Genomic DNA, 25,747 nt, shown 5'->3' with positions numbered 1-25,747 from the left:
TGCAATGGAAAAATTTGACCGGCGTATAGCCGAGGGATCGGTAAAACTACCTGTTAAACCGAGCGATGCGCCCTTGCCGGAAGCGATCCGGTTCCAACTTATAATTGCGCCTTTCGGACATGCCCTAATAGACACCCATTCTAATGCTTAGACGCCCTGCTTTTGCAATGTTGCCGCGACAGTCGGCCAGGTGGGCTGTTACACATTGCGCCCTGACGCACGTTGCGCGCCGCTCACAACACCGGCAACACGTGCAAGCGCATGGGCGAGTGTCCACCGGATGCTGACGCTCAAACGCTTCGCCAATCCCGACGTCACGCGAGCCTTCACCAACATCGTCTGGCTCGGGCTGGAGCGGCTCACGCAAATCGGCGTGGCGATCGCGATCAGCGGCATGCTGGCGCGCTACTTCGGGCCTGACACCTTCGGTAAATGGCAGTACGCGAACACGCTGCTGCTGGTGCTCTCGCCGATCACCTGGGTGTGCGGAGCGGAAATTCTGGTTCCCACCATCGTCGGCCGGCCGCCCACCCAGCTGGGCACGGTGCTCGGCAGCGCCTTCGCGCTGCGCTTTTCGGTGTCCGTCGCGGCGCTGCTGCTCACGTGGCTCGGCATTGCGCTGCACTTCTTCGACCCGCTGGTGGGCGCCATGCTCGCCGGCCTCGCAGTGACTATGCTGTTTCGCGAGCCGTTCGTCGGCGTGATCAATGCGTGGCTGCAAAGCATGACCTACAGCAAGCCGCAGTTGCTCACCAGCATGAGCACCGCGGTGCTGAAAGCCGGCGTCGTCTATCTGATGGTGCGCGCGCTGGCCGCGCCCGCGCGCTTTGGCTGGCTGTGGGCCGCGGAATCGGCGCTCATTGGCGCGGTTCTGCTGATCTATTACACCCGCCGACATGGCGGCAAGCTCGGCTGGCATCTCGATCGTTCGCTCTTCAAGCACTTTGCGACCGCGGGCACGGTGTTCTGGATCGGGCTGATCTGTATGTATCTTTTCCTGAAACTGGACCGGTTGATGCTTGAGCGGGCCATTTCCTTCGCCGATCTCGGGCGCTATTCCGCCGCGCAGCAACTGAACGAAAACTGGATCACGCTCGCGCTGATGCTGGCGCAGACGATTGCACCCGCCTTTGTCTACCGCGTGCAGGACGCCGCGCAATTGCGCCGCAACGTGTGGCGACTGACCGCCATGACCGCCGCGCTGATGGTGAGCGGCGCGATCGTACTGGATTTGCTGGCGGGTTTCATCATCCGCCGCGTGTTCGGACCGGATTTTGAAGGCGCCATCGAGATTTTCCGCTGGGCCGTGTGGCTTTCCGTGCCGGCCGGCATCGAAGCGATCGGCAATCTGATCGTGCTGAAATATCAGGCCAAATTCGTGTTGCTCTCGAAGTGGCTGCTGGCGCTGGCCGTTGCGTTCGTGGTCAATCTGCTGGCGATTCCCCGGCTTGGCGCTTACGGTGCGCTGGTCGGCCTCGCGGCCGGTTATCTCGCCGCCGCGTCAGTTAATCTTTATTACATTCGTTTCAAATTGCGCCCATGACGAATTCATCCGCCACAGCGCATTCTCTCGACGACGTCGCCGTGCTGATGCCCGCGTACAACGGTCAGGCTGACGTCGATCTCACGCTCGCCTCATTCAGCGAGAACGCGCTGATCCACGTATTGATTGTCGACGACGGCAGCACGCCGCCGATCGTCGCGCCGGCAATTCCCAACATGCAGATCGAAGTGCTGCGCATGCCGCAAAACGGCGGCATCGAGCGCGCGCTGCAAACCGGCATCGACGCCCTTGCGCAGCGCGGCTTTCGCTACGCAGCACGCATTGACGCGGGCGACCGCAGCGTGCCGCAGCGCCTCGCCAAACAGCGCGAGTTCATGGAGTTGCATCCACAAGTGGCCGGCCTCGGCATGTGGACGCAGGTCGTCACGCGTGAAGGCAAGCCGCTTTTCATGCTGACGCCGCCTGCGGAGCCGAACGAGATCCGCCGTCTGCGCTTCTTCCGCTCATGCCTCGCGCATCCTTCAATGATGCTGCGCGTTGACGCGGTTCGCGCGGTCGGTAACTATCGCGCAGCCTATCCTTCCGCTGAAGACCTCGATCTGTTCGTGCGTCTGATGGCGCGCTACGACTGCGCGAATCTGCCGGAACTCGGGCTCTACTACGAACTGAACGAAGGCGGCATCAGCGCGACCAAACGGCGCCGCCAGGTCAGCTCGACGCTGCGGCTGCAACTGCGTTACTTCAACGTCACCAATCTGTACGACTGGCTGGGTCTCGCCAAAAACCTGCTGCACTTCGTGACGCCTTACCGCGCCTTGCAGCGGGTCAAACGCACGCTGCTCGCGCCGCGTGCGGGCCATTGATTCCTACGCCGTCATTCATGCCGTCATTCACCCCGTTATCCACCGTCGAGCCCGTTCCCGCATGAAGCCTGCCTTTAAATCGACGCCCGCGCTGCGCATTACACTCGTCTGTAACACCGCCTGGGCAATCTATACCTATCGGCAAGGACTGATCCGCATGCTGGTTGGGCGCGGCGTGGACGTGACGGTGCTCGCGCCGCGCGACCGCACGTTCGAACTGCTCACCGCGATGGGTTGTCGCTGCATCGAATTGCCGGTGGCGTCCAAAGGCACCAGTCCGCGCGAGGACCTGCGCACACTTTTGTCGTTGTATCGTTTGTATCGAAGCATCCGCCCGCACGTTGTGTTCCACTACACGATCAAGCCGAACATTTACGGCTCGGTCGCCGCAAAACTGGCGGGCGTGCAGTCGGTGGCGGTGACGACCGGGCTCGGTTACGTGTTCATCCAGCAGAGCCGCGCTGCGCAAGTCGCCAAAAAACTGTACCGTTTCGCCTTCCGCTTCCCGCGCGAAATCTGGTTTCTGAATCGCGACGACCAGGCCGCGTTTGTCGAGCAGAATTTGTTGGTGCATCCTGAACGTGCGCGTCTGCTGCATGGCGAAGGCGTCGATCTCGAACAATTCACCTTCACGCCGCTGCCGGAGCGGGCGGAATTCAAGTTTGTGCTGATCGGGCGGCTCTTGTGGGACAAGGGCGTGGCCGAATATGTCGAAGCCGCGCGGCGCTTGCGTGAACGTTATCCTCAGGCGCGGTTCCAATTGCTCGGTCCGGTTGGCGTCGACAACCCGAGCGCGATCACGCGCGAAGAAGTGGCCGCGTGGGAGCAGGAAGGCATCATCGAGTATCTTGGTGAGGCACACGACGTGCGGCCGTTTATCGCCGATGCGGACTGCGTCGTCCTGCCCTCCTATCGCGAAGGCGTGCCGCGCACGCTGATGGAAGCATCGGCAATGGGCCGGCCGATTGTTACGACGGATGTGCCCGGCTGCCGTGAAGTGGTGGCGGACGGCGTCAATGGATTGCTGTGCGAAGTGCGCAATGCCGCGAGTCTCGCGCAGAAGCTCGCGCAGATGCTCGACATGAGCGGCGCCGAGCGCCGTGCAATGGCTGAACGCGGCCGACAGAAAGTCGCGGAAGAATTCGACGAGCGCGTGGTCGTCGAAACGTATAAAGACCTGGTGCAGAAAATGACGGGCGTTTTACTTTAACGGAGCAACAGCATGACCACGAAGGGTACGATTCTGGTAACGGGCGGTGCAGGATTTATCGGCTCGCACACATGTGTCGAACTGCTCAACGGCGGTTACGACGTCGTGGTAATCGACAATCTCGTGAACAGCAACCGCGAATCGCTGCGGCGCGTGGAGAAAATCACCGGCAAGGCCGTGAGCTTCTACGAGGCCGACGCGCGAGATGAAGCGGCGCTCAACCGTATTTTCGACGCACACCCGATCACCGGCGCGATTCACTTTGCCGCGCTGAAGGCGGTGGGCGAGTCGGTCGCCAAGCCGATTGAGTACTACAGCAATAACGTCGGCAGTTTGCTGACGCTGCTCGGCGTGATGCGCGATCGCAACGTGAAGCAGTTCGTGTTCAGCTCATCGGCAACGGTGTATGGCGTGCCGAAGAGCTCACCGATCGATGAATCGTTTCCGCTGTCGGCAACCAATCCTTATGGGCAGTCGAAGCTGATTGCCGAACAGGTATTGCGTGATCTGGAAGTGGCGGATGCGTCCTGGCGGATTGCGACGCTGCGCTATTTCAATCCGGTTGGCGCGCATGAGAGCGGGTTGATTGGCGAAGATCCCGCCGGTATTCCGAATAACCTGATGCCTTATGTGGCGCAGGTAGCGGTCGGCAAGCTGGAAAAGCTGCGAGTGTTCGGTGGCGACTATGAGACACCGGATGGCACCGGCGTGCGGGACTACATCCACGTTGTGGACCTGGCACGCGGGCATCTGGCGGCACTGGATGCACTGGTTAAGCGCGATGCCAGTCTGGTGGTGAATCTTGGGACGGGCCAGGGGTATAGCGTGATCGACGTCGTCAAAGCGTTCGAGAAGGCTTCGGGGCGCCCCGTGCCTTATGAAATCGTGGCGCGGCGGCCAGGTGATGTGGCCTCGTGTTTTGCGGATCCGGCGGCGGCGTTGAATGTACTCGGGTGGCGCGCTGAGTTCGGGATCGAGAGGATGTGTGCGGATCACTGGCGGTGGCAGTCGGCGAATCCGCAGGGGTTTGCGCAGGCGTAACCCCGGATATCTGTCTGTGCTTCTGCGTGTGCGTGCGCTTGTGTTTTTGCGCACGCAGAAGTCGTTGAAATTCGACAGCAGCACCCTCACCCAAGCAGCGATTCGCTTACTTCACGGCCCCTTGCGGATAAAAATACAAACCCGCGACATTGGCCGCACTGACCAGCCCCCCTTTCGGCACCGCTGAAACAAGATAGCGTCCATGAGCGGCGCTGATTTGCGCCTCCGTGCAACGCGCCGATTGAGAGAAGACAAGCTGCCAGTTCTGCGCGATGCAAAACGGCCTGCTTCCCTGACGCAGCGCATAAACCTGCGTGCCCACCACGGTAGCCCAGAGATGCTCCCAGTTCGCAGAACCGTCGAGATCGAACACAAGGCCATCGGCTCCAAGTTGCTTGATCGCCGCGTAGACGGCCGGAATCTGCGGGTCGTTGTATTGAGAAACGTATTCAGGCGGCTGATGAATACGAACACCGGCGAAAACAGCCACGGCGACACAGACGGCCACCGTCACACGGAGAGGCGCGGCCGTCACGTTGTCGAAAACGCGCTTCAATAGCAATGTCAGTGCAAGCGCCGGCACCGCGTAGTAGAAAATCCCGACGTAGATGAACGAAAAATTGTCGACGCCGAAAACGGAATAAAAAAGAAAGCCAACCGTCGCGCTCGCCAATGACAGTACGATTGCTCGCTCCGATCCAATGCGGTCTTCATTCTCCCGCCTCGAATCATTGGTCGCGAGGACGGCACAGGCGGCGGCGCCGAACAGAATCCCAAAGAGGCCGTTACTCCAGAACAGACCAACGAAACGTATCGCGTCGCCGAGATGGTTTGCGTGATGGGCACGGCCAAAAGCGGCATATTCAGCGACCGGTCCAGGAAAATGAAGAATCGTCTGGATCGCGAGCGGGACAAGAAACAGTGCCGCAATCCCCACCGCGATCGCAATCGCCCGAAAATTCCCCACGAGATAGTCACGACTCAATAGCCAATTGCTCCGCGTGTTCCGGGACCGGGCATAAAGCCATGTATTCGCCACGACCGCACACGCGAGCATGATTGCAGCTATGCCGAAGAACGACGCATGGCCATTCAAAAGGAACCCCAGGCTGACTGCAAGCAGCAGGAGCCCGTCTCTGCGCCCCATGATCAAAGCAGCAAGGGCTACCGTAAAGGCGGCAAAGGCGAAGTAGTAAAGATGCGGGAACCAGGTGCCCGCGAACGCCTGATAGTTGATATACGCGGTGACACCGACAAATAGAGCCGTGGTGGTCACGGCAGCCGGCATCGACCCTTGCATTCTGCGCAAAAGCACACCGATCGATGCGATCCAGAATCCGGAAAGCAACGCGACCGCATAAATCTGCCCGGAGAACGGCGAAGTAACCCAGCGCGTCAGATCAAAAAATGCGGCCTCGCCGGCTGCGAGTACGTAAAGGAACGCGGGGCCCGGATGGTTGAATCCGATCCGAGAATAATTGCCGACTAACAGGCTGAATTGCTTGGCCTGAAGCACCAGCAGGGAATTCGCCGCAAAATCCCCGGTTTCGTGAAGCTGGACGGACGAAAAAGTTTGCCCGAACACGATGATAAACAGCGCCACGCAAATCGCTGAGACGACAAAAGCCACCCACCCCTTGAGCACGGCGCACCTGTTTTCATGTTATTCGAATGCGGTGCTGTCTTCGACGTCGTTCGGGCTACGCAACTCTTCGAATAGCCTCGCGAAATCAGCGGCAAGCGAAAACGGTTATGGAAAGACAGGATTGTAAATTAGACCGCCTTATCAAGCCTCATCAAGATGGAACACCGCAACGGCATCCTTCAGGATGATGACCTGCTCTTCGAGCGACTTTGCTGCGGCAGCGGCCTCCTCCACAAGCGCCGCATTATGTTGCGTCACCTCGTCGATCTGTGTGATGGCCTTGTTGACCTGTTCGATACCGTCGCTCTGTTCATGCGCGGAAGCCTCGATCTCGTTCATGACGCCGGTCACGCGCTGAACCGCGTCCATGGCTTCGTGAATCGTCTTCTGTGCGTCGGACACGAGCGATGCCCCCTGTTCAACCTTGGCGGCCGATTCGCCAATCAACTCCTTGATTTCCTTCGCCGCCGAGCCGGAGCGCTGCGCGAGGCTACGCACTTCCGAGGCCACCACCGCGAAACCGCGCCCCTGCTCGCCCGCACGTGCTGCCTCGACGGCCGCGTTCAAGGCGAGGATGTTGGTCTGAAACGCGATCCCCTCGATCATGCCGATGATCTCAGCCACCTTCCGCGACGATGCGCTGATCCCATCCATCGTCTCAGTGACACGCGACACCACGGCGCCACCACGCGTTACCGTGTCTAACGCGCCCTGCGCCAACCGGTTTGCCTGCTTGGCGTTATCCGCGTTCTGCTTCACCGTCGCCGACAACTGCTCCATGCTCGCCGCGGTTTGTTGAAGTGCCGCTGCCTGCTGCTCGGTCCGCGACGACAGGTCGGCGTTGCCCGACGCGATCTCGTTGGCGCCTTGCGTAATCGCCGTCGTACTGCCGCGCACCTTTGCCACCGTCTCGACGAGACCGTCGCGCATCTTCGTCAATGCGCCGAGTAGTTGACCCATCTCGTTGCGCGACTTGCTTTTGATGGCGATCGTCAGATCGCCCGCGGCAATGCGCTCAAAGTGTTTAATGGTCGCATTGACCGGTTTGATCACCGCCGCCGACAAACCAACCCGCGCCATCACACCGATCACAATAGAAATCGCGCCAATCCCCGCGAACAGCAGCGTCGCAAGCTGGAACCGCTGGGCTCCCGTCTCGGCCTGCTTGCGCTGGCTGTCCGTCTGCAGGCGCTGCAGCGTGTCGATAGCCTTCGAATAGGTCGCGTAGAAGGCGTTCGCCGTTTCACCCTGGATGTTGCGGAAGGTATTGAAGTCGAAGTCGTTGAGCGCCTTGAACTCCGGCTCGATCGCCTTATCGACGAGCGCGCTGCGCGCCTGCTCGACGTTCTGCGCGAGCTTCTTTTCGTCTTCGCTAGCGAACGGGCCCTCCATGTAATTGGCGAAGTCCTTGTTCGACTCGACCAGCACCTTATGCGCGGCCGGCAACAGGTCGTCCGTCTGCTTGCCGACGCTGAATAGCGTCTGATAGGAGCCGAGCGCGAGCTGCACTTGCAGCAGCTTCTCGGAGCTCGCCTTCAGATGCGACAGTGCCGCCGCGCTGTGCTGGGTTTCGTCGAGGCTGCTATTCGCGAGTTTGAGCGCGCCGTAGCCGACGCCGATCACGGTCAGCAGGAAAACGACGAACACGCTGATCACTAGCGTCAGGCCGCCACGAATGGTGATGTTGTTAAGCATTGGTTCTCCGGAACGTCTCATTGATCGGCGGCGAACCCCGTGTTGCGTCGGCGATCGTCTTTTTCGCCGGCAACCTACACTTCACCGCATCCAAGTTAACGGCCCTCGCGAGACCTCCCTGCATAGGTGGAATCCATGACAGGCGTGGCTTTGCGGGCAGTCAAAGCTTCACTATCTGGGATTTCTCACGCACTTGGCGCAAGCGCTGCTTTTCTGGGCGCCGTGCGTTTCGTTTGTATAATTCGGCGTCTTCGCTCAGGCCCACTTTCATGCTTAGTTTTGCGCTCGGCTTTCTCGTTTCACTGCTGATCACGCTGTTGATCGTGCGCTATGCGCATTTGCATGAAAAATTCTCGACCGACACCGATCTGGCCGGCGTGCAGAAATTTCATGTGCGCCCGGTGCCGCGCATCGGCGGGGCCGGGATTCTGGTCGGACTGATCGTGTCCGCCGTGCAGTTGCATCATGCGTATCCCGCTGTGTCGGGCGGCATCCTGGGGCTGATCGCGTGCGGCATGCCGGCGTTCGGTTCAGGATTGGTCGAGGACCTGACCAAGCGAGTCTCGCCGCTCGCGCGGCTCGTGTGCACGATGGCAGCCGCCGCCCTCGCCTACTTCCTGCTGAATATCGCCGTGACGCGCATCAGCGTGCCGCCGCTCGACTTTCTGCTCTCGTATGCGGTGATCTCCTGCGCGGTCACCGTGCTGGCCGTCGCAGCGCTCGCCAACGCGATCAATATCATCGACGGCTTCAACGGCCTCGCTTCGATGGTCGCGTTCATGATGTTCGCTTCGCTCGCTTATGTGGCGTTCCAGGTGTCCGATCCGATCGTGCTGTCGGCGTCGTTCATGATGATGGGCGCGGTGCTCGGCTTCTTCATCTGGAATTTCCCGGCGGGGTTGATCTTCCTCGGCGACGGCGGCGCGTATTTCATCGGCTTCATGCTCGCCGAGCTGTCGATCATGCTGGTGATGCGCAATCGCGATGTGTCGGCGTGGTATCCGGTGCTGCTTTTCATGTACCCGATCTTCGAAACGTGCTTCTCGATCTACCGGAAGAAGTTTATTCGTGGGATGTCCCCGGGGATTCCCGACGGCGTGCATCTGCATATGCTGGTTTATAAGCGGTTGATGCGCTGGGCGGTGGGCACGCGTACCGCTCGCGAACTGACGCGGCGGAACTCGCTGACGTCGCCGTACCTGTGGTTGCTATGTCTGATCGCAGTCGTACCGGCAACGTTGTTCTGGCGGCATACGCTGCATCTTTTCTGCTTCGTGGTGGTGTTTGCGGCGACGTACGTTTGGCTCTATATGAGCATCGTGCGATTCAAATCGCCAAGGTGGATGGTGGTGAGGAAGGGCAAGCGGTAATAGAAAAACAGAAAAAGGCGCCAAGGCGCCTTTTTCTATGCACGACTGCAGCGGGACCTGGCTGCGAGACTTCTAGGACGCCCGCGTAGCCGATCCGACACTACGCAACGCCGGCGAAGTGCCCGGTTGATACTCCGGCACCCAGCGGCGCAGGTCGCGGCGAACCTCGTCGTCGCTCGGCACGCGATGCTGCATCAGCCACGGCAGAAGGTTGTCGATGAAGCTGTCCGGCACCTCACGCGCCCGCGCGATACGCAACTTCGGATGCGGCGTACGGGTAGTGGTTTCGTCATCCGCCAACAGTTCTTCGTACAGCTTTTCGCCAGGGCGCAGACCGGTGAAGACCACACGAATCTGCTCTTCCGTAAAGCCATAAAGACGAATCAGATCATGCGCGAGGTCGGCGATCCGCACCGGCTTGCCCATGTCGAGAATGAAGATTTCACCGCCATGCCCCATGCTCGACGCCTGCAGCACCAGTTGCGACGCCTCCGGAATCGTCATGAAAAAGCGCGTGATTTCCGGGTGCGTAACCGTCACCGGGCCGCCGCGCGCAATCTGCTCCTGAAACTTCGGGATCACACTGCCGGCACTGCCGAGCACATTACCGAATCGAACGGTTTCAAACTGCGTGCGTTTTGCGCCCTGCTGCAACGCTGAACACGCCATTTCCGCAAGACGCTTGCTCGCGCCCATGACGTTGGTCGGGTTGACGGCCTTGTCGGTGGAAATCAAAACGAAATGGGCCACGTCGTGGCGAATCGCCGCGCGCCCCACGCGATACGTGCCGAGCACGTTGTTGCGCACCGCCTGCCAGGTGTTCACCTCTTCCATTAGCGGCACATGCTTGTAGGCCGCAGCGTGAAAGACGATATGCGGGCAATAACGCCCCATCACCTGATCGAGAAGCAACGAATCCTTCGCGTCGCCGATGATCGGCACTACCGACACTTCGGGATATTTATCGCGCAGTTCCTCGTTGAGGCGGTAGATCGAGAACTCGGAGACGTCGAACGCCACCAGTTGGACTGGCCCGAAGCGCAGGATTTGCCGGCACAGTTCAGAGCCGATCGAGCCGCCCGCGCCGGTCACCATCACGACACGGTTTTTAAGCAACGCTTCCACGTGCTGCGTGTCGATCGTGACCGGATCGCGGCCAAGCAAGTCTTCGAGATCGATCTGCCGCACGCGCGACAGGAAAGCCTGGCCTTGGGTAAGCGGCGTGAGCGCCGGCAGCGTCATCGCGCGTACGCCCGCGCGCACGCACAGCGTGGCAATTCGGCGATGTGCCTCTACCGAAGCCGAAGGCACCGCAATGATGACGTGCTCGACCTTCATTTCGGCCGTGATCTTGTGCAGATCGCTGATAGCGCCAAGCACACGGTAGCCGTAGATTTCGCGGCCCTGTTTGATCGGGTCGTCGTCCAGCAGACCGGCGAGGCGCCATTCGCCGGAACGTTTCAGCTCCCGCACCAGATTTGCGCCGGCGTTACCCGCACCGAGCACCAACACAGGCTTGCCCTGCCCCACGAGGCCGCCGTAGCGATAGAACTCCTTCGCAGCGCGATACAACGCGCGCGAGCCGCCCATCGAGAGGAACAGCAGCATGGGCGAAACGATCAGGACAGAGCGCGGCACGACCGGGGCCGGCTGCAACAGTGCCGAGCCAATGACGACCACCACCGCACCGACCCCAATCGCCTTGGCGATTCTCACGAGGTCGGGCAGGCTGGCAAAGACCCACATGCCCCGATACAGCCCGTAGCTGCGGAACATCACGGCGTAGATCACCAACACCCATACCAGTGCATGGAGTCCGCTCGACCAGAACGGAGCGGGCACAGGCCCGTTGAAACGGATCACATAGGCCAGCATCCAGGCCAGAGCCACCGCAAACAAGTCGAACGCAAACGCACTGAACGAAAGCCATCGGGCTTTGAATCTTTTCATTGCGCAGAACCTCAAGATTGCCCGGAACGGGACACATGACGCCGCCAGTAGCGATCAATGCAAAGCCCGGCGAGCACGAGCACAGCAGCCCATGCGACGACGACAAGCCATTGATAAACCACAGCAATACCCAGTGCCCACAAAGCAAGCATTATGCCCGCGACCATGAACAAATACCAAATTCGGGCCGTTGATGCGTGCCCGAAACCGCCCTGCACCAATCTTTGATAGTAGTGTTCGCGGTGCGCCTGCCAAAACTTTTCACCGCGGAGCAGCCGTTTCAGCAGAGTAACCGACGCATCGCCGATAAAAGGGGAAAAACTTACCGCAGGGAACCAGATTGGCCACACACCTTCGCGCCAACCCCAGTAACCAAGGGCGCCGGCCAGAAATCCCAGGGGGATCGAACCCGCATCACCGAGAAAAATGCGGGCAGGATGAAAATTGAACAGCAGAAACCCCGCTGCCGCGCCCGCCACGACAAGGCAAGCCAATGCCAGCGCGGGATCCGGATGGGTTGAAATGGACGCGGCGATTGCGTAGCCGCCAAAGCCGAACAGAGCCATGCCACCGGCAAGACCGTCCGAACCGTCCATGAAATTGTACAAATTGACCAGCCAGATGAGTAAGAACGCCAACGCTGCCAAAGCCCACCAGGGCGCTGCGGCCGGGTAGACGACGATCAGCGCAACCACCGCCGCCGCGTGGCCGCCGAACCGGACTCGGGCGGGCAAGCCGCGGCGGTCGTCGATTTGCGACAACGCGGCCAGCAGCCCCGCCAGCAGTGCGGGCAACCATAGGGCGGGTGCCGCGAGCCAGATCAGGATCACGACCACCGGCACGATGCCCCAGCCGCCGACGCGCGGCGTTGGACGCGTGTGCAGCGAACGGTCATTGGGGATGTCCGTGGCGAGGCGCCAGGCCAGGCCGGTTCGGAGCAGAAACCATAGGATGCCCGCGCATGCGCATAGCGCGAGGACGCCCCAAAGGAGCAGATGCAGGAAAGGAGCGGTAAGGAGCGAAGCGATCGGCATTGAGTAGGTTTAGTGCGTGGAACGATACCAGGCAGCCGTCTCCAGCAAGCCATGTTCGACGGTATAAGGCGGGTACCAGCCGAGGCGCTCGCGGATGTGAGAACTGTCGAGGCGTAGTTCACCGATAAGCCGGTCGACCTGGGCCGAGCGGCCGCTCAGGCGGCCGGCGAGGCTCAGCAAACCGACGGGAACGGGTATCAGGCGCGCCGGCGCGTGCAGTTGTGTGGCGAGTGACCGGGCTAACTCCGAGACGCTGAGATCGCGACCATCAGTCACGTGGAAGGTCTCGCCCGCGGCGCGCGGGTCAGTTGTGCAGTGCACGAGCGCGTCGGCCAGGTTGTCGACGAACAGGAGGCTGCGACGGGCTGCAATTGCGCCGAGCGGCAACGGCACGCCGTTAGCAATGGCACTCATCAGTTGCAGGAAGTTGGCGCGCACGCCGGGGCCGTAGACCAGCGGCGGGCGCACGATCACGATTTCGAGGCCCGATTCACGGCCGTAGTCGATCAACGCGCGCTCGGCTTCGAGCTTGGAGATGCCGTAAGGATCGGTAGGTGTGGGTTCGTCTGCTTCGGTAATGGGCCGGCCGGCGCTGCTTTCCCCCACTGCTTTGATGCTGCTGACGAAAACGAAGCGGCGCGCACCCGCGCGGCGGGCGGCAGCGGCGACGCGCAAAGCGCCTGTGACGTTGGTGGCGCGATAGGCGGCAAGGGGATCAGCCGTCGTTTCGTGCTTCATGTGCACGCGCGCGGCGAGGTGGATAACCGCGTCGCAGCGCGTTGCCACGGGCCAGCGTTGGTCGATGCCTTCGAAGTCGTTCGCGTCGAAGAGCCATTCGCGGACGCCTTCGACGGTGGTTTGCGGGCGGCGCACTACGCCGACGACGCTGTCGCCGCGCTGCAGCAGCGCTTGGGATACCGCTTGGCCGACAAAGCCGTTGGCGCCGGTAATCAGCACGCGTTGAGTCATCGGGCGGCGTCCCACTGGCGACGTGACCACGCTCCGGCATGGATTACCCCGCCTACAAACGGCGGGACAGGCTGATGAGACACGATACAATCTGGCATCGGCGATGCTTCTGTAGAAGTCTGTTTGGGAACCGTATTGTATGCGGGCAGCTTTCGCTTCAAACCGGTTCTCGTAAGCGTTAGGCGCTAAAATGCGCGGGTAGCTAACAGGCTGAAAGCACGGCGGAGGTTTCGGGTCGTGATGATAAAACGGACGGGCCACTCAGAGACCAGTTCGAACACTTCTTAACATCTCAAACATATTCGCGCATGTGGAATTCGCAGTTTCGGTCCGACGTGCTCGACGACAGCACAATCAACTTCGCCCCAGAGCGACGTGGAGGCGCGGCGACCCGCGCTCCGGTGAGTCGACACTTGGTTACCACTGTTACCACTGGGCTTTGCATCGCGCCGCCGCGCGTACGTCGCGCCACGGGCCGGGCGGATCGCCATCGGGCATCTTACGGGTCGCCATTTCGCGCCGCGTGATCGGGAGCGCATCATGCGCGCCTGTGCGCTGGCAGGCATTGCCGATCTGAATAAAAGTTTGAGCAGATAGAGTCCCATTCATGAAAGTGCTGTTCGCCACTTACCCAATGGCCTTCCACACCCCCGGAGGCGGAGAAATACAGCTGCTTGCGTATCGCAAGCATCTACCCGCGCACGGAGTGGACGTCACGTTGTTCGATCAATGGAACCCACGGTTCCTCGAACATGACGTGGTCCACTTCTTTTCGTGTGTCGGTGGCTCAGTCCATTTCTGCAACTTCGTTAAGCAGTTGGGTCTGCCCCTGGTGGTCTCGTCCAGTCTGTGGGTGACGGAAGAGACCAAGCATCTCTATCCGATCGGTGAGATCCATCACCAGTTTTCGTTGGCGGACCGCGTCGTTGCGAATTCAGACATCGAGTGCGAAACGCTCGCGCGGATCTTTGACCTTCCACGAGAAAAATTCGTCACGGTTCTGAACGGCGTCGAGGAAAGCTTTTACGAGCCGGTCGCGCCCGAGCTGTTTCGCAACGAGTTCAAGATTCACGACCGCTTCGTGCTGAACGTGGGCAACATCGAGCCGCGCAAAAACCAGTTGGCGCTGGTCAAGGCGATGAAATCGTTCCCCGAGCTGAAGCTTGTTCTGATCGGCCATCAGCGCGATCCGGAATATGCGAAGGCGTGCTTCGCAGAGGGTGGTGACCAGGTCATATACGCCGGCACATTAGCCCATGATTCGCCGGCACTTCGCTCCGCGTACGCGGCATGCGAAGTGTTCGTTTTGCCGAGCACGTTGGAAACACCGGGGCTCGCTGCACTCGAGGCTCATGCAGCGGGATGCCCCGCGGCAGTGACCGAGGTGGGGTCGACACGCGAATACTTCGGCGATGAGGTGGAGTATCTGGATCCCTCAAATGTCGACAGCATTGTCGACGCGATACGCCGAGCAGCAAAACCGCGAGGTTCGCGCACGATGCACGCCGCTGAGGCGCACCGTCGACACCTGAACTGGCAAACGGTGCTCACTCAATTAGAAACGACTTACCGCTCCCTGGTGTGAGAATATGAAATTTCAGTTGCGTCCTTTAAAGAACGTTGAAAAAACGTCGAGTGCGGCTTTTCCGTGGCTAGCGATCAATAACGATCCGCAGTTCTGGATCAAAGGCTGGAAGAAGATGGTGGGCAGACATGTCCGGGTCTCCTTCCAGTTGCAGACTGACAAGCTGCCGGCATCGCCTTGCGTCCTTTACTACGACGCAGGCCAAGGCATGTCCGAAACAACGGCCGTCTACATGACAGTCGGTTCGGATGGCACGGTCAAGCAGGATCTGCTTCTGCCCTTCGCCACGAACGCGTTGCGCCTGGATCCGATCGCACAGCCCGGGCTCTTCTCCATCAGCAATTTCAACATCGAGCTTCTGGCGCGCGAGGTGCCATTCGTTCTGCATCGGCCACGCCGCATGCTGGCTGCGCCACCAAGCCTTGTCACCAACACACCGGCACCTGTGGCCGACGGCCGTCGCGACTATCCGAAGTGGATCAAGTCGCACGAGCCGCAGCGTTCCGCCTACACCGCGCTGCGCAAGCGCGTGTCGGGCTGGAAGGACAAGCCGCTATTCAGCGTGCTGATGCCGACCTACAACACGCCGGAGCGCTGGCTTCGCAAGGCAATCGATTCGGTCATCAACCAGGTGTACGACAACTGGGAGCTTTGCATCGCGGACGACAACTCCTCTGACCCCAGCGTTCGAAAAACGCTCACGGAGTACGCGCGCAAAGATCCTCGCATCAAGGTCACCTACCGCACCACGAACGGCCGCATCAGCGCTGCGAGCAACAGCGCGCTCGAACTGGTCACGGGTGAATTCGTAGGCTTGCTGGATCACGATGACGAACTTCACCCGCTCGCACTGTTTTGTGTCGCAGAAGCCCTACAGGAGCATCCGGAAGCCTCGTTGATCTACTCGGACGAAGACAAGATTTCGGTGGACGGCGTACGTTCCGAACCGTACTTCAAGCCGGCGTTCAACTACGACCTGTTCCTTAGTCAGAACATGATCACGCACTTCGGTGTGTACCGTGCTTCGGCAATGCGGGAAATCGGCGGATTCCGCGACGAGTTCAACGGTTCGCAAGACTACGATCTGGCGCTGCGATTCCTCGACTACTGCGGCGAAGGTGCGATTCATCACATTCCGCGCGTGCTCTATCACTGGCGCGTACACCCGCAAAGCACTGCATTGACGCATGAAGCCAAGCCGTATGCACACATCGCAGCGATGCGTGCAATCGATGAGCACTTGCAGAGAAAAGGCGTAAAGGGCCATGTCGAACCGGCGCCCGGAGCGAGCGGTTACAACAAGGTGTGCTACGAACTGCCGGACGCCGAACCGTCGGTCGAAATCATCATTCCGACGCGCGATGCTGCTCGTCTGGTTGAGCAATGTGTGGCGTCGATTCGCGAGAAGACCACCTACAAGAACTTTCGCATCACGATCATCGACAATGGTTCGGTCGAACCAGCGACGCACGAACTCTTTGCCCGCTTGCAGGCAGACGGCGTCGTGACAGTGAAGCGGGACGATGCCCCGTTCAACTACTCGGCACTGAACAATCGCGTAGGTCTTGCGAGTACAGCCGATTTCGTCTGTCTGATGAACAACGATATCGAAGTCATCACGCCGGAATGGCTGAGCGAAATGGTGTCGCTCGCGCTGCAACCGGGCGTGGGCTGTGTGGGCGCGAAACTGCTCTATCCGAACGACACGCTGCAGCATGCCGGCGTCATTATCGGTGTCGGGGGCGTTGCCGGTCACTCGCACAAACATAGTGCCAAGCCTCAACCGGGTTACTTTTCGAGAACACTCCTGCGCAGTTCGATGTGCGCGGTGACCGCCGCGTGCCTCGTGGTACGGCAATCGATTTTCAAGCAGGTCGGCGGACTCGACGAACAGCTACAGGTGGCGTTCAACGACGTCGACTTCTGCTTGCGCGTTCGCAAAGAGGGGTATCGCAATGTGTGGACCCCTTATGCCGAGTTGTATCACCACGAGTCTGCGACTCGCGGATACGAAGACAATCCGGAAAAGATCGCCCGATTCAATCGTGAAGTCGCGTACGTGCAGAAACGCTGGGGTGATTTCTTGCTGAATGACCCATGCTATTCGCCGAACCTGACGTTGGAACACGAAGACTTCTCTTTTGCGTGGCCTTCCCGAGTTGCCGATCTGATTCAGTAAACAAATGACAAAAACAACCGAGTGGCTGGATCAAGCACGACACCCGTCCGAAAGCGAACGATTCGCGTTGCCCAGCGCCGTTTACTTCTTGCTCAAGTTTCGTGCGGACCTCGCTGAGTTTTCCTGCAAAACGCTTACCGACCGAATCGCACTGTATCTGTGGTGGGAATCCGTCGCGCGTACAGATTACCCAGACTTCGATTGGAAACCCCGATCGCAAGATCTTGCGTATGTCGAGCAACTCGACAACGCAACGCTGATCTCGGACCACCCCCGAAGCATTGCATATTGGCTAAAGAGCACGGCGCCGAGCATTCTGGACGGAAAACATCTGACCGCAACGTTGCTCGAGCCGGCCGATATCGACGGGCCAAGTGGCTTCGACTTGCCTGCGTTTCTTTCGGTAATCGTCGAAGACCGAACCGATTTGAAACAGGTTTTTGATCTGACTACCGTTGCCGGTCGACTGGGGTGCGTGAGCTGGTGGCAAGAGCGCGGCCAGGTCGAATACCCGAGGATCGCCTGGTCCCCGGCAGAGATCTTTCACTCGCTTCTCGAAACACACGAAAGCAGTAATACCGACGAAGTGCCGTGCCCGCGTCTGCTGCACCTCATCAGAAATGAACGCGCCGATTTGCGGCAAGCGTACGATCTCGAAACGTTCGGCGGTCGAATCGCGTTTCTGGGCTGGTGGCGCGAGCACAGAAAGGACCAACACCCGAGCATCAGGTGGATACTTTCAGGCGTGCCTGAGAGTCTCTTTGAGCTCGAGGACTCCGATAACACCACGGAGATCCCTCTTCCACGTTTTCTGATTCTGATGTGTCGCGACCGGGCTGATTTGCGGCAGGCATTCGATCTGACAACATTGACTGGACGCCTGGCCGCACTGACCTGGTGGGATAGCGACGGGCAGTTCGCCTACCCGGTTATCCAATGGTCGACAAACACTCTCTTGCCGACCTTGCTGGCATCAGAGTCGGCTCCCGGAACACCCACTTCTGTGGTCCCGCAATTCCTTGAATCGATCCGGCAGGACCGCGCTGACCTGACGGCGGCATTTGACTCCAGCACCGAGGCCGGAGCAACAGCGCTGGTAAGTTGGTGGAAGGACCACGGCAGAAACGAATATCCAACGTTGGGTTCGATCTCCATTGCCATCGTTGGCGCCAATTCCGAAGGCAGCGGCAATCAATACGTTATGTCGATCGAGCGTGCCTGGCGCGCGCGCCCGTTCGGGGTCAACATTGTCGGATTTCCGCAGGGAGTGCTCGGGCTCGGCGAAGACGCAAGAATGGCGTCGAAAGCCCTTGGGCTCTCAGAGATCCCATGCGCGCTGATCAATGCGCCCATGGCAGGCCCGGCGAAACTCGATACGTCCGTCGACCACTTGCTGAGCGTCAACCTCAAGTACGGGTTGAGCGTCTTTTGCCTGCCGCCGCCCGAAATGCTGCGACTTTCGCTCGAGGGCGGACGCAATCTCATCGAGGCTGACACGTACAAGATCGGCGCATGGCCGTGGGAATTGCCGCAGTGGCCGAGCGCCTTCGGCCAGCTTCATCGGCTCGTCGACGAAATTTGGGCGCAAAGCAGGTTCGTACAATCGGCATTCGCGAGACAAGGGGACACGGCAGTCCATCACGTTCCGATGGCAGTGAACATTCCTGCGCCGGTGAATCCCGACCGCAGCCGGTTTGGCTTACCGTCCAACGAGTTCCTGTTCTACCTGATGTTCGACGGCAACTCGTGGCTGACGCGAAAGAATCCAATCGCCGGTATCCATGCGTTTCAGAAAGCATTTGGCACGCAGACCTCGGGCGTCAGCCTGATCGTTAAAGCGATGAATGTACGAGACAGCGATCCGACGTGGCGCGCAGTGTGCGAACTCGCTGCGCAGGATTCTCGAATCCGTATCGTCTCAGAGCGACTGAGCCGTCAGGATACGGTCGATTTTATGGCCGCATGCGACGCTTATATCTCGCTCCACCGTAGCGAAGGGTTCGGGCGCGTAATTGCCGAAGCCATGCTATTGGGACAACCTGTCGTGGTGACGAACTTCTCGGGAAATGTGGATTTCTGCGACGAGCAGACATCCTTTCTTGTAGATGGAGATCTTGTCCCCTTGCGCGCAGGCGACTATCTGTTTTACGAAGGTCAGTACTGGTGCGATCCCGACGTGTCGACCGCGGCGGAACAGATCCGTACAGTCTTCGAAGACAAAGACCGCCGGAAACGCGTTGCCAAGGCCGGCCAGGCGCGTATTGTCCGCGACTATTCTATTGAGGCAGTCGCTCGTGCATACGCCGATAGACTGGCGGAAATCAAAGCGGGAGTCGTGTCTCCATGAGAGTGCTGATCTGCGCGCCAGACATCTTCAGCGGCGACGCTGTCGGAAACCATTGCCTCGGCGTGGCTCGAGCTGCGCGGCGGCTTGGCTTCGCTGCGGAGTTGTACGCACAGAACCACGATGCCGCCAACGAGAGAGTGCATCCTCTCAGCGAACTATATTCCGCGGTTCAGCCCGACGATGTCCTCTTCCTTAGCTATTCAATTTTTGATCCGCGTCTGGATCAGATAACAAAGTTGAAGTGCAAGAAGATTGGCTATTTCCATGGCGTGACAGATCCGGAACTACTGCGCGCTTTCGAACCACGCACTGCTCAATTGTGCCAGGACGCGCTCGCGCAGTTACCCGCCCTCGAAGCCTTCGATTTACTCGTTGCAAACTCGCATTTTTCCGCGCAAGCGCTTGAAGGCGTAGCTGGGCATACAACGATTGAAGTTGTCCCGCCTGTCTTTGCCGACATGCCCGCATTCAGCCGCAATCCGGACTCGCGCAGCGCACCGCACGCGAACACCGAACTGCTGATGGTTGGCCGCGTCGTTCCACACAAGCGGATTGAAGATGGCATCGAGATTCTGCAGAAGTTGCGCAACCTCGGTGTGCCTTCAACGCTGTCGGTCGTAGGCAGCATGCCGAACTATGACTACTCGAAATACCTGATTAACTACGCTCGCGGACTCGGCGTGCTCGACTATGTCGATTTCAAAGGCACGCTGGATGACTGCGATCTGCTTGATTGCTTCGAACGATCAGCCGTACTGTTGGTGACCAGTCGTCACGAGGGGTTTTGCGTGCCCGTACTGGAAGCCATGCATTACGGGAAGCCCGTACTCGTGCGTGCGGGTACGGCAGCCGAAGAATTGTGCCTCGCCGAAAGCATATTGCCGGACGACGCGCCTGCCGACTCATGGGCAACGCTGCTCGCGCAATTGGTCGATGTCACCGGTGCCAAGGCCGGGCAGTCGCGCGAAATCTACTCGGATCGCGCGAAAGATATCCTTCTGAAGACCAGCGATGAAGTGTGGCGCAATCTGTTCACACAGCTTGCGACCGGGAGAACGACATGACGGGTTTGAAATTCCTGCTCACCACGTACAGCACAGCATTCACTGTAAGCGGCGGAGGTGAGTCCGAGCTCGTACAGGTCGCCGAAATCATGAAGGCTTCCGGTGTTCATACGGACATTTACGGAATCGGCAGCCGGCCACTCAGTTTCTACGACGGAATCATCCATTTCTCGGTACATGCCGACGGAGAAGCCATTCTCCGAGAGGCCAAACTTAAGCACAAGCCTGTCTTTCTTTGGCCGAATGTCTGGTGGACCGACGCACCAACCGCTAACGAGGTTGCGAGAATTGTCGAGATCACTCGTGGCGTGCACAAGCTGCTATTCAAATCACAAGCGGAACTCGCCAACTTTACGCAGTATGTCTCCGTACCGGAGGACAAACTCCTGGTGATTCCGACATGCGTTTCTGATCGCTTTCTCGCGCCGGCAGACAACGATCTGTTGTCGACGATCTGCAATGCGACTAACTTCGCGCTATGTCTCGGCCTGATTGAACCGATCAAAAACCAGTTGCAATTGATCCGGGCGTTGAACGAACTTAAGCTCGAAGGCGTGTTTGTCGGCGGTGCGAGAGACGAAGAGTATTACCGGCAATGCGTCAATGAAGCACACCCTGGCATCACCTTCCTACCCTTCGTGCAGCCATGCAGCGCGCTCCTGCGTTCGATCATTTCCAACTGTGCAGTCATAGTTGAAGCCAGCATCGATCCGCCAGGGCGTTCGAGCCTGGAGGGCGCGATCATGCGCAAACCATTAGTTATTGGAGACGGCCCTTGGCAAAGCGAGCATTTCGCAGACGGTGTCTGGTATGCGCCCACCGATTCGGTACAAGGATTAGCAAAAGCGATCGAAGGCGCAATGACAGACGCGGATCGTGAATCGAAAATCTTGCAGACGTACGAGCGTGTGCTGGACCGGCATTCAGCTTCAACCATTGGACCACAACTCGCCGAGATGCTAGCAAGAGAAAGTATTTGACATGCCAAGAATCCCACGATTACTGGTGGTGCAGCGAGTTTCGCTATCACACGACAAATTGATGTCGAGGTCGATTGCCGCCCGCTTTGGTCCCCTGCTCGGTTATATGGCCAATCACGGCATGATCGAATGGGAGGAGATTGTCGAAGGCGACATTACCATCGGCCAGCTCAGGCGTTTCGACGCGGTGTTGTTCAACAAGCACACCTCCAACCGGGCGGTAGACCTGATGCGCATGGCCAACGATCTAGGCCTGCGAACGATCTACGATATGGATGACTGGATCATCGACTTGCCGATGTACAGCGTCACTGATCTGAACGACGACCTATTGGCGAACATAACCTGGCTGCTGCGACATGCTTCCGTGGCAACGGTGTCCAACGAAGCGTTGCGCAATAAATTGCAGCGTATTCGTTCGTCTGTGTCGATCATTTCCAACGGGTTTGATCACAGCGCTATTCCGTCAGATCCGAGCGATTGGCAAGAAGTCCAACCGCCGAAGATCATGTTTTCGAACACTGACGGCATCAAGCTTGTCCACTTCAGAAAAGACTTTTTCAAGGTCCTTGTGGACTTCATGAACCGGCATACGGAAGTGTCGCTGGAATTTTGGGGCGACGGCTTTCCAGAAATGTCCCGGATTCCGCGCCTGGCAGCCAAAGGCTTTCTGGACAACGCGGCTTATAAGTCCGCCATACGCGACGCGGGTTATCTGTTCTCGGTTGTTCCGCTTGGCGGCCGGGAAGATCCTGAAGCGCTGTTCTTCAATAGTTGCAAGTCATGTATCAAATACATCGACTATGGCAGCCTCGGCATTCCGGGCATCTATTCGAAAAGCCCCGTATACGAAGATGCCGTGACGCATGGGGTGACGGGCTATCTCGTGAACAATACGGCTGACGAGTGGGCTGAAGCCATGGAACAGATGTATCAGGATAGCCAGTTGCGACAGAAGATGAAACGCAATGCGTTCGACGACGTGCACCAGCGGTTTGGACTTGCGGCACCCGCGCAGACGCTAATGGCACTTTTAACCAGCGAAAACTCAATCTAGTCGACTCAATCCGAACTATGGACCTTCTACTGATCAGGCACGGCCAGTCGACCGCAAATGCGCAAGGGCTGCTCATTTCGACCAACCAGGATCCGCTCACGGACCTGGGTAAAACACAATCCACACAGCTCGCGAAGACACTGGAGCGGTTTGCTTATCAACCTTCCCCCCTCTTTTCCAGTCCGTGGAAACGTGCCCACCAGACAGCGCAAATCGTCTTTGGTGAATCAGCGCCGATGAAGCTTGACGCCCGGCTTGCCGAAACCAATCCCGGCATCTATGCCACGTGGCGTGAAGCTGACTTTAATGCTGCGTATCCGACGTTCAACGACGACATCACCAATCGCTATGAAGGTGGTGAGTCGCATCTGGATATGGCCGATCGCGTGCGCAACTGGGTAGATCTCGAAGTACTGCCCCATGTGTCGGAGCCGGGACTTACTGCAGCAGTTGCACACGGCGGACCCATTAGCGTGGTTCTACAGCACCTGCTGGGCATTCCTATTGAAACGCGCTACCCGAGTTTCACCGTGCCCAATGCGTCATTCACCTACCTGAAGTGGCGCAGCGACCTGAAACGCTATTGCGTGGAGCGCGTAGGCCAGGTATGAACAAGAGCGTTGCGATCTACGAGCCGCTGTACGCGAAGGATCAGGCACTCGCCGACCCTGAATTTATTCCACTCGTGCGTGCGGAAAACGCGCGTCCGGAGTGGCGTGAATTCGGGATCCTTGTCGACATGTATCGCAACAAGGTTCATCTACGCCACGACTTCACGGGCCTGTTCTCGCCGAAGTTCAACCTGAAGGCAAAGATATCAGGCGCCCGTTTCCTCGAATTCGTGCGTACACAGGCTAACGCGGGCGTTTGCTTCATCAATCCATTTCCGCAGATTGCCTATTGGTCATATAACGTCTGGATGCAGGGCGAACACGCCCATCCTGGACTTACCCATGCGGCGCAAGAACTGATCGACGCTTGCAAGTTGGGGTGGAAGCTCGGCGAGACACCGAGGCACGATTCCCGGTACCTCGCCTATAGCAATTTCTGGGTGGGGTCCCAGCAGTTCTGGGAACGTTACGTAGGCGGCGTTCTGGTTCCGATCGCCGAATTTCTGGAGTCTGAGCCGACTCACGTCGCTGCGCGAAACGTCATGGAGGAGACCAGCCATACGGATCCCGCGCCCTTTCTGCCGTTTATCATCGAGCGTCTATTCAGCACTTTCGTTTCGACGCATGCGGACACGAATACCGTGGCCTATCCGCTCACACACGAGCAAATAAAGGGCTATTGCAACAACGATTTCGAGCGATTGTTGCTGGACCGCATGCGAGCCAGAATTGACGCCGCAGATTCTGGCCATGCTTTCGGATCAGATCTCATCGAACAAATGGACACGGTCTGCGCGCTGTGGCAGCAGCATTTCTTCGACTACTATGCTTTGCGAGCGCATCCACATACGATGAATGTCGTTACTCGGGGTTAGCGTCGCGGGCTCACGACGCCAAGCGATCGCCGTACCAGTCGAGGGATAACTGCCCGATCACAACGGTTTTTGACAACGTGTTGAATTCAGGCGGAGCAGGTCGGCGACAAACTCGCCTGACAGCGACCTGCACATTTTGACCAGCCATATACAGCACAGTGATCCCGAGCGAATGTCTAAGGTCGCCCTGCTATGATCCCGACGACTTTATCGCCGCAAGAAGAGCCATCAATGACTAGCGCAAGACAAATTTTCAGAATCGTCGTCGTTGCTATATGGCTTCTGTCAGGACATGTACAGGCGCAAACGGAACGCCCTATCTATCACTTTGCGCCCATACACGGCTGGGCCAACGACCCCAACGGCCTGATTCAATACAATGGCCAATATCACCTCTTCTATCAGTTCTACGACGGTGGTTGGACGTTGAAGGATGGTCGATTCAAAGATCCATTGGTCTGGGGACCGATGCATTGGGGGCACGCAGTCAGTAAGGACCTTGTGCATTGGCACGGTTTGCCTGTTGCACTGTCTCCCGACAAAATGATCGACCACAGTGAAGTCCAGGGGATGATCTTTTCGGGCAGCGTCGTTTTCGACCGTAACAATTCAAGCGGATTGGGAACAAAGGAAAACCCTCCGTTAGTGGCCATCTATACGCTTGCTGATACGTTCGGACCTGGGAGCGGCCAGCGGCAGGCAATTGCCTATAGCCTTGATGGCGGGACCACCTGGACCAAGTATGCAAAAAATCCAGTGCTGCCCTATAACAACACCGAGACCTTCCGCGATCCTCAAGTTTTCTGGTTCGGACGGAACATCGGATGGGTCATGACCATTGCTTGCGGTGACCACGTTTGCTTCTACAATTCTCCGAATCTTCGCCATTGGACGCATGTAGGAGACTTTGGTCAAGCCGAAGTGGGGATTGGTACCCCATGGGAGTGCCCTGATCTGTTCCCTCTCAAAGTCGTCCGCAATGGTAAAACTGAGACAAAGTGGATACTAATCGTCAGCGTTCGACACGGTGCGCCTTCTGGTTCATTTGGCACTCGCTACTTCGTCGGCGACTTTGACGGGAAGACCTTTACAAACTTAGCCCGACCGACTGACGTGAAGTGGTTGGACTATGGAAGTGACTTTTACGCGGCGAAAACATGGACCCCTCAAGGCAGATCAGTCCAACACCGACTATTACTCGGGTGGATGGCCAATTGGGAATATGCCAAGACCATGCCGGCTTCCGCCTATCGAGGCGAAATGACGGTGCCGCGCGAACTAACTCTGCAGTTCGATCAAACTGGCTATTATCTGGAGCAACGGCCAGCGCGATCCGTGCTGGCGGCTATTGAACATCATCGCATTACGGTGAAGAGCGCCGGGATCACGGGCACACACATATTCAAAACAAGCACGGCTCAAGAAATTGACGTTGGTTTTTTAGCGAAGCAGACCGCGCCTGCGGTCACAGTGAATCTATTCGACACAGGATCAAAACACGTCACGCTAAAGTTCGACGCATCGACTTCGGAGATACTGGTCGATCGACGCGGCTATGATGGATACCAGTTTTCTACAGACAAAGGGCCTTACCGCATTCCCGTCACGCCTGTCCGTGGGCACATCCGGTTGCAGATCTTGCTTGACCGTGACTCATTCGAAATCTTCGTGAACGGTGGTCGTCAAACTTTTTCGGCACTGGTATTCCCCGCAAAACCAACGTTTGCCAGCGTTACCGTCGGGCCGTCTTGAGTCACAGGTTACCCCG

At 58.5% G+C, this 25,747-nt stretch carries 19 protein-coding genes; 14 read left to right on the top strand and 5 right to left on the bottom strand.

Going from position 1 to position 25,747, the window contains the following annotated elements; genetic code table 11:
* The first annotated feature begins 280 nt into the window (after window positions 1–280).
* The 4 genes from R8871_RS23455 to galE all read left to right on the top strand — a co-directional run bounded on the left by R8871_RS23455 (window position 281) and on the right by galE (window position 4,618).
* On the top strand, window positions 281–1,543 hold the full coding sequence (locus R8871_RS23455) for an oligosaccharide flippase family protein (protein ID WP_175052623.1): 1,263 nt from the start codon (window positions 281–283) through the stop codon (window positions 1,541–1,543).
* Window positions 1,540–2,367, top strand: coding sequence for a glycosyltransferase (locus tag R8871_RS23450; protein WP_175052622.1), 828 nt, complete (start codon window positions 1,540–1,542; stop codon window positions 2,365–2,367). Before R8871_RS23455 ends, R8871_RS23450 begins: the two co-directional genes overlap by 4 nt.
* Before the next feature lie 61 nt (window positions 2,368–2,428).
* Complete coding sequence (locus R8871_RS23445) at window positions 2,429–3,577, top strand: glycosyltransferase family 4 protein (protein ID WP_175052621.1); 1,149 nt, start codon at window positions 2,429–2,431, stop codon at window positions 3,575–3,577.
* Window positions 3,578–3,589: 12 nt separating this feature from the next.
* Window positions 3,590–4,618 carry a UDP-glucose 4-epimerase GalE gene (gene galE / locus R8871_RS23440; protein WP_175052620.1) on the top strand — a complete coding sequence of 343 codons (1,029 nt, stop codon included), beginning with the start codon at window positions 3,590–3,592 and terminating at the stop codon, window positions 4,616–4,618.
* Between the two features lie 106 nt (window positions 4,619–4,724).
* On the opposite strand, the gene R8871_RS23435 is transcribed toward galE, so the two are convergent.
* Window positions 4,725–6,221 carry a hypothetical protein gene (locus R8871_RS23435; protein ID WP_246287669.1) on the bottom strand — a complete coding sequence of 499 codons (1,497 nt, stop codon included), beginning with the start codon at window positions 6,219–6,221 and terminating at the stop codon, window positions 4,725–4,727.
* Window positions 6,222–6,404: 183 nt separating this feature from the next.
* Window positions 6,405–7,958: a methyl-accepting chemotaxis protein gene (locus R8871_RS23430; RefSeq protein WP_175052618.1), complete on the bottom strand. Its 1,554-nt coding sequence runs from the start codon at window positions 7,956–7,958 to the stop codon at window positions 6,405–6,407.
* 269 nt (window positions 7,959–8,227) lie between these two features.
* Between R8871_RS23430 and R8871_RS23425 the strand changes: the two genes are divergently transcribed.
* Window positions 8,228–9,328 carry an MraY family glycosyltransferase gene (locus tag R8871_RS23425; protein ID WP_175052617.1) on the top strand — a complete coding sequence of 367 codons (1,101 nt, stop codon included), beginning with the start codon at window positions 8,228–8,230 and terminating at the stop codon, window positions 9,326–9,328.
* A gap of 72 nt (window positions 9,329–9,400) precedes the next feature.
* Here R8871_RS23425 and R8871_RS23420 read toward each other — a convergent pair whose 3' ends face one another.
* The 3 genes from R8871_RS23420 to R8871_RS23410 are packed head-to-tail and all read right to left on the bottom strand — an operon-like array spanning window position 9,401 to window position 13,281.
* Window positions 9,401–11,278 (bottom strand): polysaccharide biosynthesis protein, encoded by a 1,878-nt coding sequence (locus R8871_RS23420; RefSeq protein WP_175052616.1) that lies wholly within the window; start codon window positions 11,276–11,278, stop codon window positions 9,401–9,403.
* An 11-nt stretch (window positions 11,279–11,289) separates the two neighbouring features.
* On the bottom strand, window positions 11,290–12,312 hold the full coding sequence (locus tag R8871_RS23415; RefSeq protein WP_175052615.1) for an MraY family glycosyltransferase: 1,023 nt from the start codon (window positions 12,310–12,312) through the stop codon (window positions 11,290–11,292).
* Window positions 12,313–12,321: 9 nt separating this feature from the next.
* Entirely contained in the window at window positions 12,322–13,281 is a 960-nt protein-coding gene (locus R8871_RS23410; protein WP_175052614.1) for a UDP-glucose 4-epimerase family protein, read from the bottom strand.
* 607 nt (window positions 13,282–13,888) lie between these two features.
* Here R8871_RS23410 and R8871_RS23405 point away from each other — a divergent pair.
* The 9 genes from R8871_RS23405 to R8871_RS23365 all read left to right on the top strand — a co-directional run bounded on the left by R8871_RS23405 (window position 13,889) and on the right by R8871_RS23365 (window position 25,731).
* Entirely contained in the window at window positions 13,889–14,866 is a 978-nt protein-coding gene (locus R8871_RS23405; RefSeq protein ID WP_175052613.1) for a glycosyltransferase family 4 protein, read from the top strand.
* A gap of 4 nt (window positions 14,867–14,870) precedes the next feature.
* Complete coding sequence (locus R8871_RS23400) at window positions 14,871–17,045, top strand: glycosyltransferase family 2 protein (RefSeq protein WP_175052612.1); 2,175 nt, start codon at window positions 14,871–14,873, stop codon at window positions 17,043–17,045.
* 4 nt (window positions 17,046–17,049) lie between these two features.
* Window positions 17,050–19,392 (top strand): glycosyltransferase family 4 protein, encoded by a 2,343-nt coding sequence (locus tag R8871_RS23395; protein ID WP_175052611.1) that lies wholly within the window; start codon window positions 17,050–17,052, stop codon window positions 19,390–19,392.
* A 236-nt stretch (window positions 19,393–19,628) separates the two neighbouring features.
* A complete protein-coding gene (locus R8871_RS23390; RefSeq protein WP_246287667.1) occupies window positions 19,629–20,456 on the top strand; it encodes a glycosyltransferase family 4 protein in 828 nt (275 codons plus the stop codon).
* A complete protein-coding gene (locus R8871_RS23385; RefSeq protein ID WP_175052609.1) occupies window positions 20,453–21,436 on the top strand; it encodes a glycosyltransferase family 4 protein in 984 nt (327 codons plus the stop codon). The genes R8871_RS23390 and R8871_RS23385 overlap by 4 nt, the downstream gene beginning before the upstream one ends.
* Before the next feature lies 1 nt (window position 21,437).
* Complete coding sequence (locus R8871_RS23380; RefSeq protein WP_175052608.1) at window positions 21,438–22,493, top strand: glycosyltransferase; 1,056 nt, start codon at window positions 21,438–21,440, stop codon at window positions 22,491–22,493.
* A 17-nt stretch (window positions 22,494–22,510) separates the two neighbouring features.
* Window positions 22,511–23,104 carry a histidine phosphatase family protein gene (locus R8871_RS23375; protein WP_175052607.1) on the top strand — a complete coding sequence of 198 codons (594 nt, stop codon included), beginning with the start codon at window positions 22,511–22,513 and terminating at the stop codon, window positions 23,102–23,104.
* Window positions 23,101–23,979, top strand: coding sequence for a hypothetical protein (locus tag R8871_RS23370; protein WP_175052606.1), 879 nt, complete (start codon window positions 23,101–23,103; stop codon window positions 23,977–23,979). Before R8871_RS23375 ends, R8871_RS23370 begins: the two co-directional genes overlap by 4 nt.
* A 231-nt stretch (window positions 23,980–24,210) precedes the next feature.
* A complete protein-coding gene (locus tag R8871_RS23365; protein ID WP_175052605.1) occupies window positions 24,211–25,731 on the top strand; it encodes a glycoside hydrolase family 32 protein in 1,521 nt (506 codons plus the stop codon).
* Window positions 25,732–25,747 lie beyond the last annotated feature (16 nt).

The organism is Paraburkholderia sediminicola (assembly GCF_902859805.1).
GTDB classification, from domain to species: domain Bacteria; phylum Pseudomonadota; class Gammaproteobacteria; order Burkholderiales; family Burkholderiaceae; genus Paraburkholderia; species Paraburkholderia sediminicola.
The sequence above is the reverse complement of the archived record's forward strand: the minus strand, read 5'-3'. Positions and strand labels throughout refer to the sequence as shown.

Bases quoted from the DNA above. Each gene is read 5' to 3' on its own strand.
- R8871_RS23445 (WP_175052621.1), top strand. From the start codon at position 2,429: ATGAAGCCTGCCTTTAAATCGACGCCCGCGCTGCGCATTACACTCGTC.
- R8871_RS23455 (WP_175052623.1), top strand. From the start codon at position 281: ATGCTGACGCTCAAACGCTTCGCCAATCCCGACGTCACGCGAGCCTTC.
- R8871_RS23405 (WP_175052613.1), top strand. From the start codon at position 13,889: ATGAAAGTGCTGTTCGCCACTTACCCAATGGCCTTCCACACCCCCGGA.
- R8871_RS23365 (WP_175052605.1), top strand. From the start codon at position 24,211: ATGACTAGCGCAAGACAAATTTTCAGAATCGTCGTCGTTGCTATATGG.
- R8871_RS23395 (WP_175052611.1), top strand. From the start codon at position 17,050: ATGACAAAAACAACCGAGTGGCTGGATCAAGCACGACACCCGTCCGAA.
- galE (WP_175052620.1), top strand. From the start codon at position 3,590: ATGACCACGAAGGGTACGATTCTGGTAACGGGCGGTGCAGGATTTATC.
- R8871_RS23375 (WP_175052607.1), top strand. From the start codon at position 22,511: ATGGACCTTCTACTGATCAGGCACGGCCAGTCGACCGCAAATGCGCAA.
- R8871_RS23370 (WP_175052606.1), top strand. From the start codon at position 23,101: ATGAACAAGAGCGTTGCGATCTACGAGCCGCTGTACGCGAAGGATCAG.
- R8871_RS23425 (WP_175052617.1), top strand. From the start codon at position 8,228: ATGCTTAGTTTTGCGCTCGGCTTTCTCGTTTCACTGCTGATCACGCTG.
- R8871_RS23415 (WP_175052615.1), bottom strand. From the start codon at position 12,312: ATGCCGATCGCTTCGCTCCTTACCGCTCCTTTCCTGCATCTGCTCCTT.
- R8871_RS23410 (WP_175052614.1), bottom strand. From the start codon at position 13,281: ATGACTCAACGCGTGCTGATTACCGGCGCCAACGGCTTTGTCGGCCAA.
- R8871_RS23380 (WP_175052608.1), top strand. From the start codon at position 21,438: ATGCCAAGAATCCCACGATTACTGGTGGTGCAGCGAGTTTCGCTATCA.
- R8871_RS23385 (WP_175052609.1), top strand. From the start codon at position 20,453: ATGACGGGTTTGAAATTCCTGCTCACCACGTACAGCACAGCATTCACT.
- R8871_RS23400 (WP_175052612.1), top strand. From the start codon at position 14,871: ATGAAATTTCAGTTGCGTCCTTTAAAGAACGTTGAAAAAACGTCGAGT.
- R8871_RS23430 (WP_175052618.1), bottom strand. From the start codon at position 7,958: ATGCTTAACAACATCACCATTCGTGGCGGCCTGACGCTAGTGATCAGC.
- R8871_RS23450 (WP_175052622.1), top strand. From the start codon at position 1,540: ATGACGAATTCATCCGCCACAGCGCATTCTCTCGACGACGTCGCCGTG.
- R8871_RS23420 (WP_175052616.1), bottom strand. From the start codon at position 11,278: ATGAAAAGATTCAAAGCCCGATGGCTTTCGTTCAGTGCGTTTGCGTTC.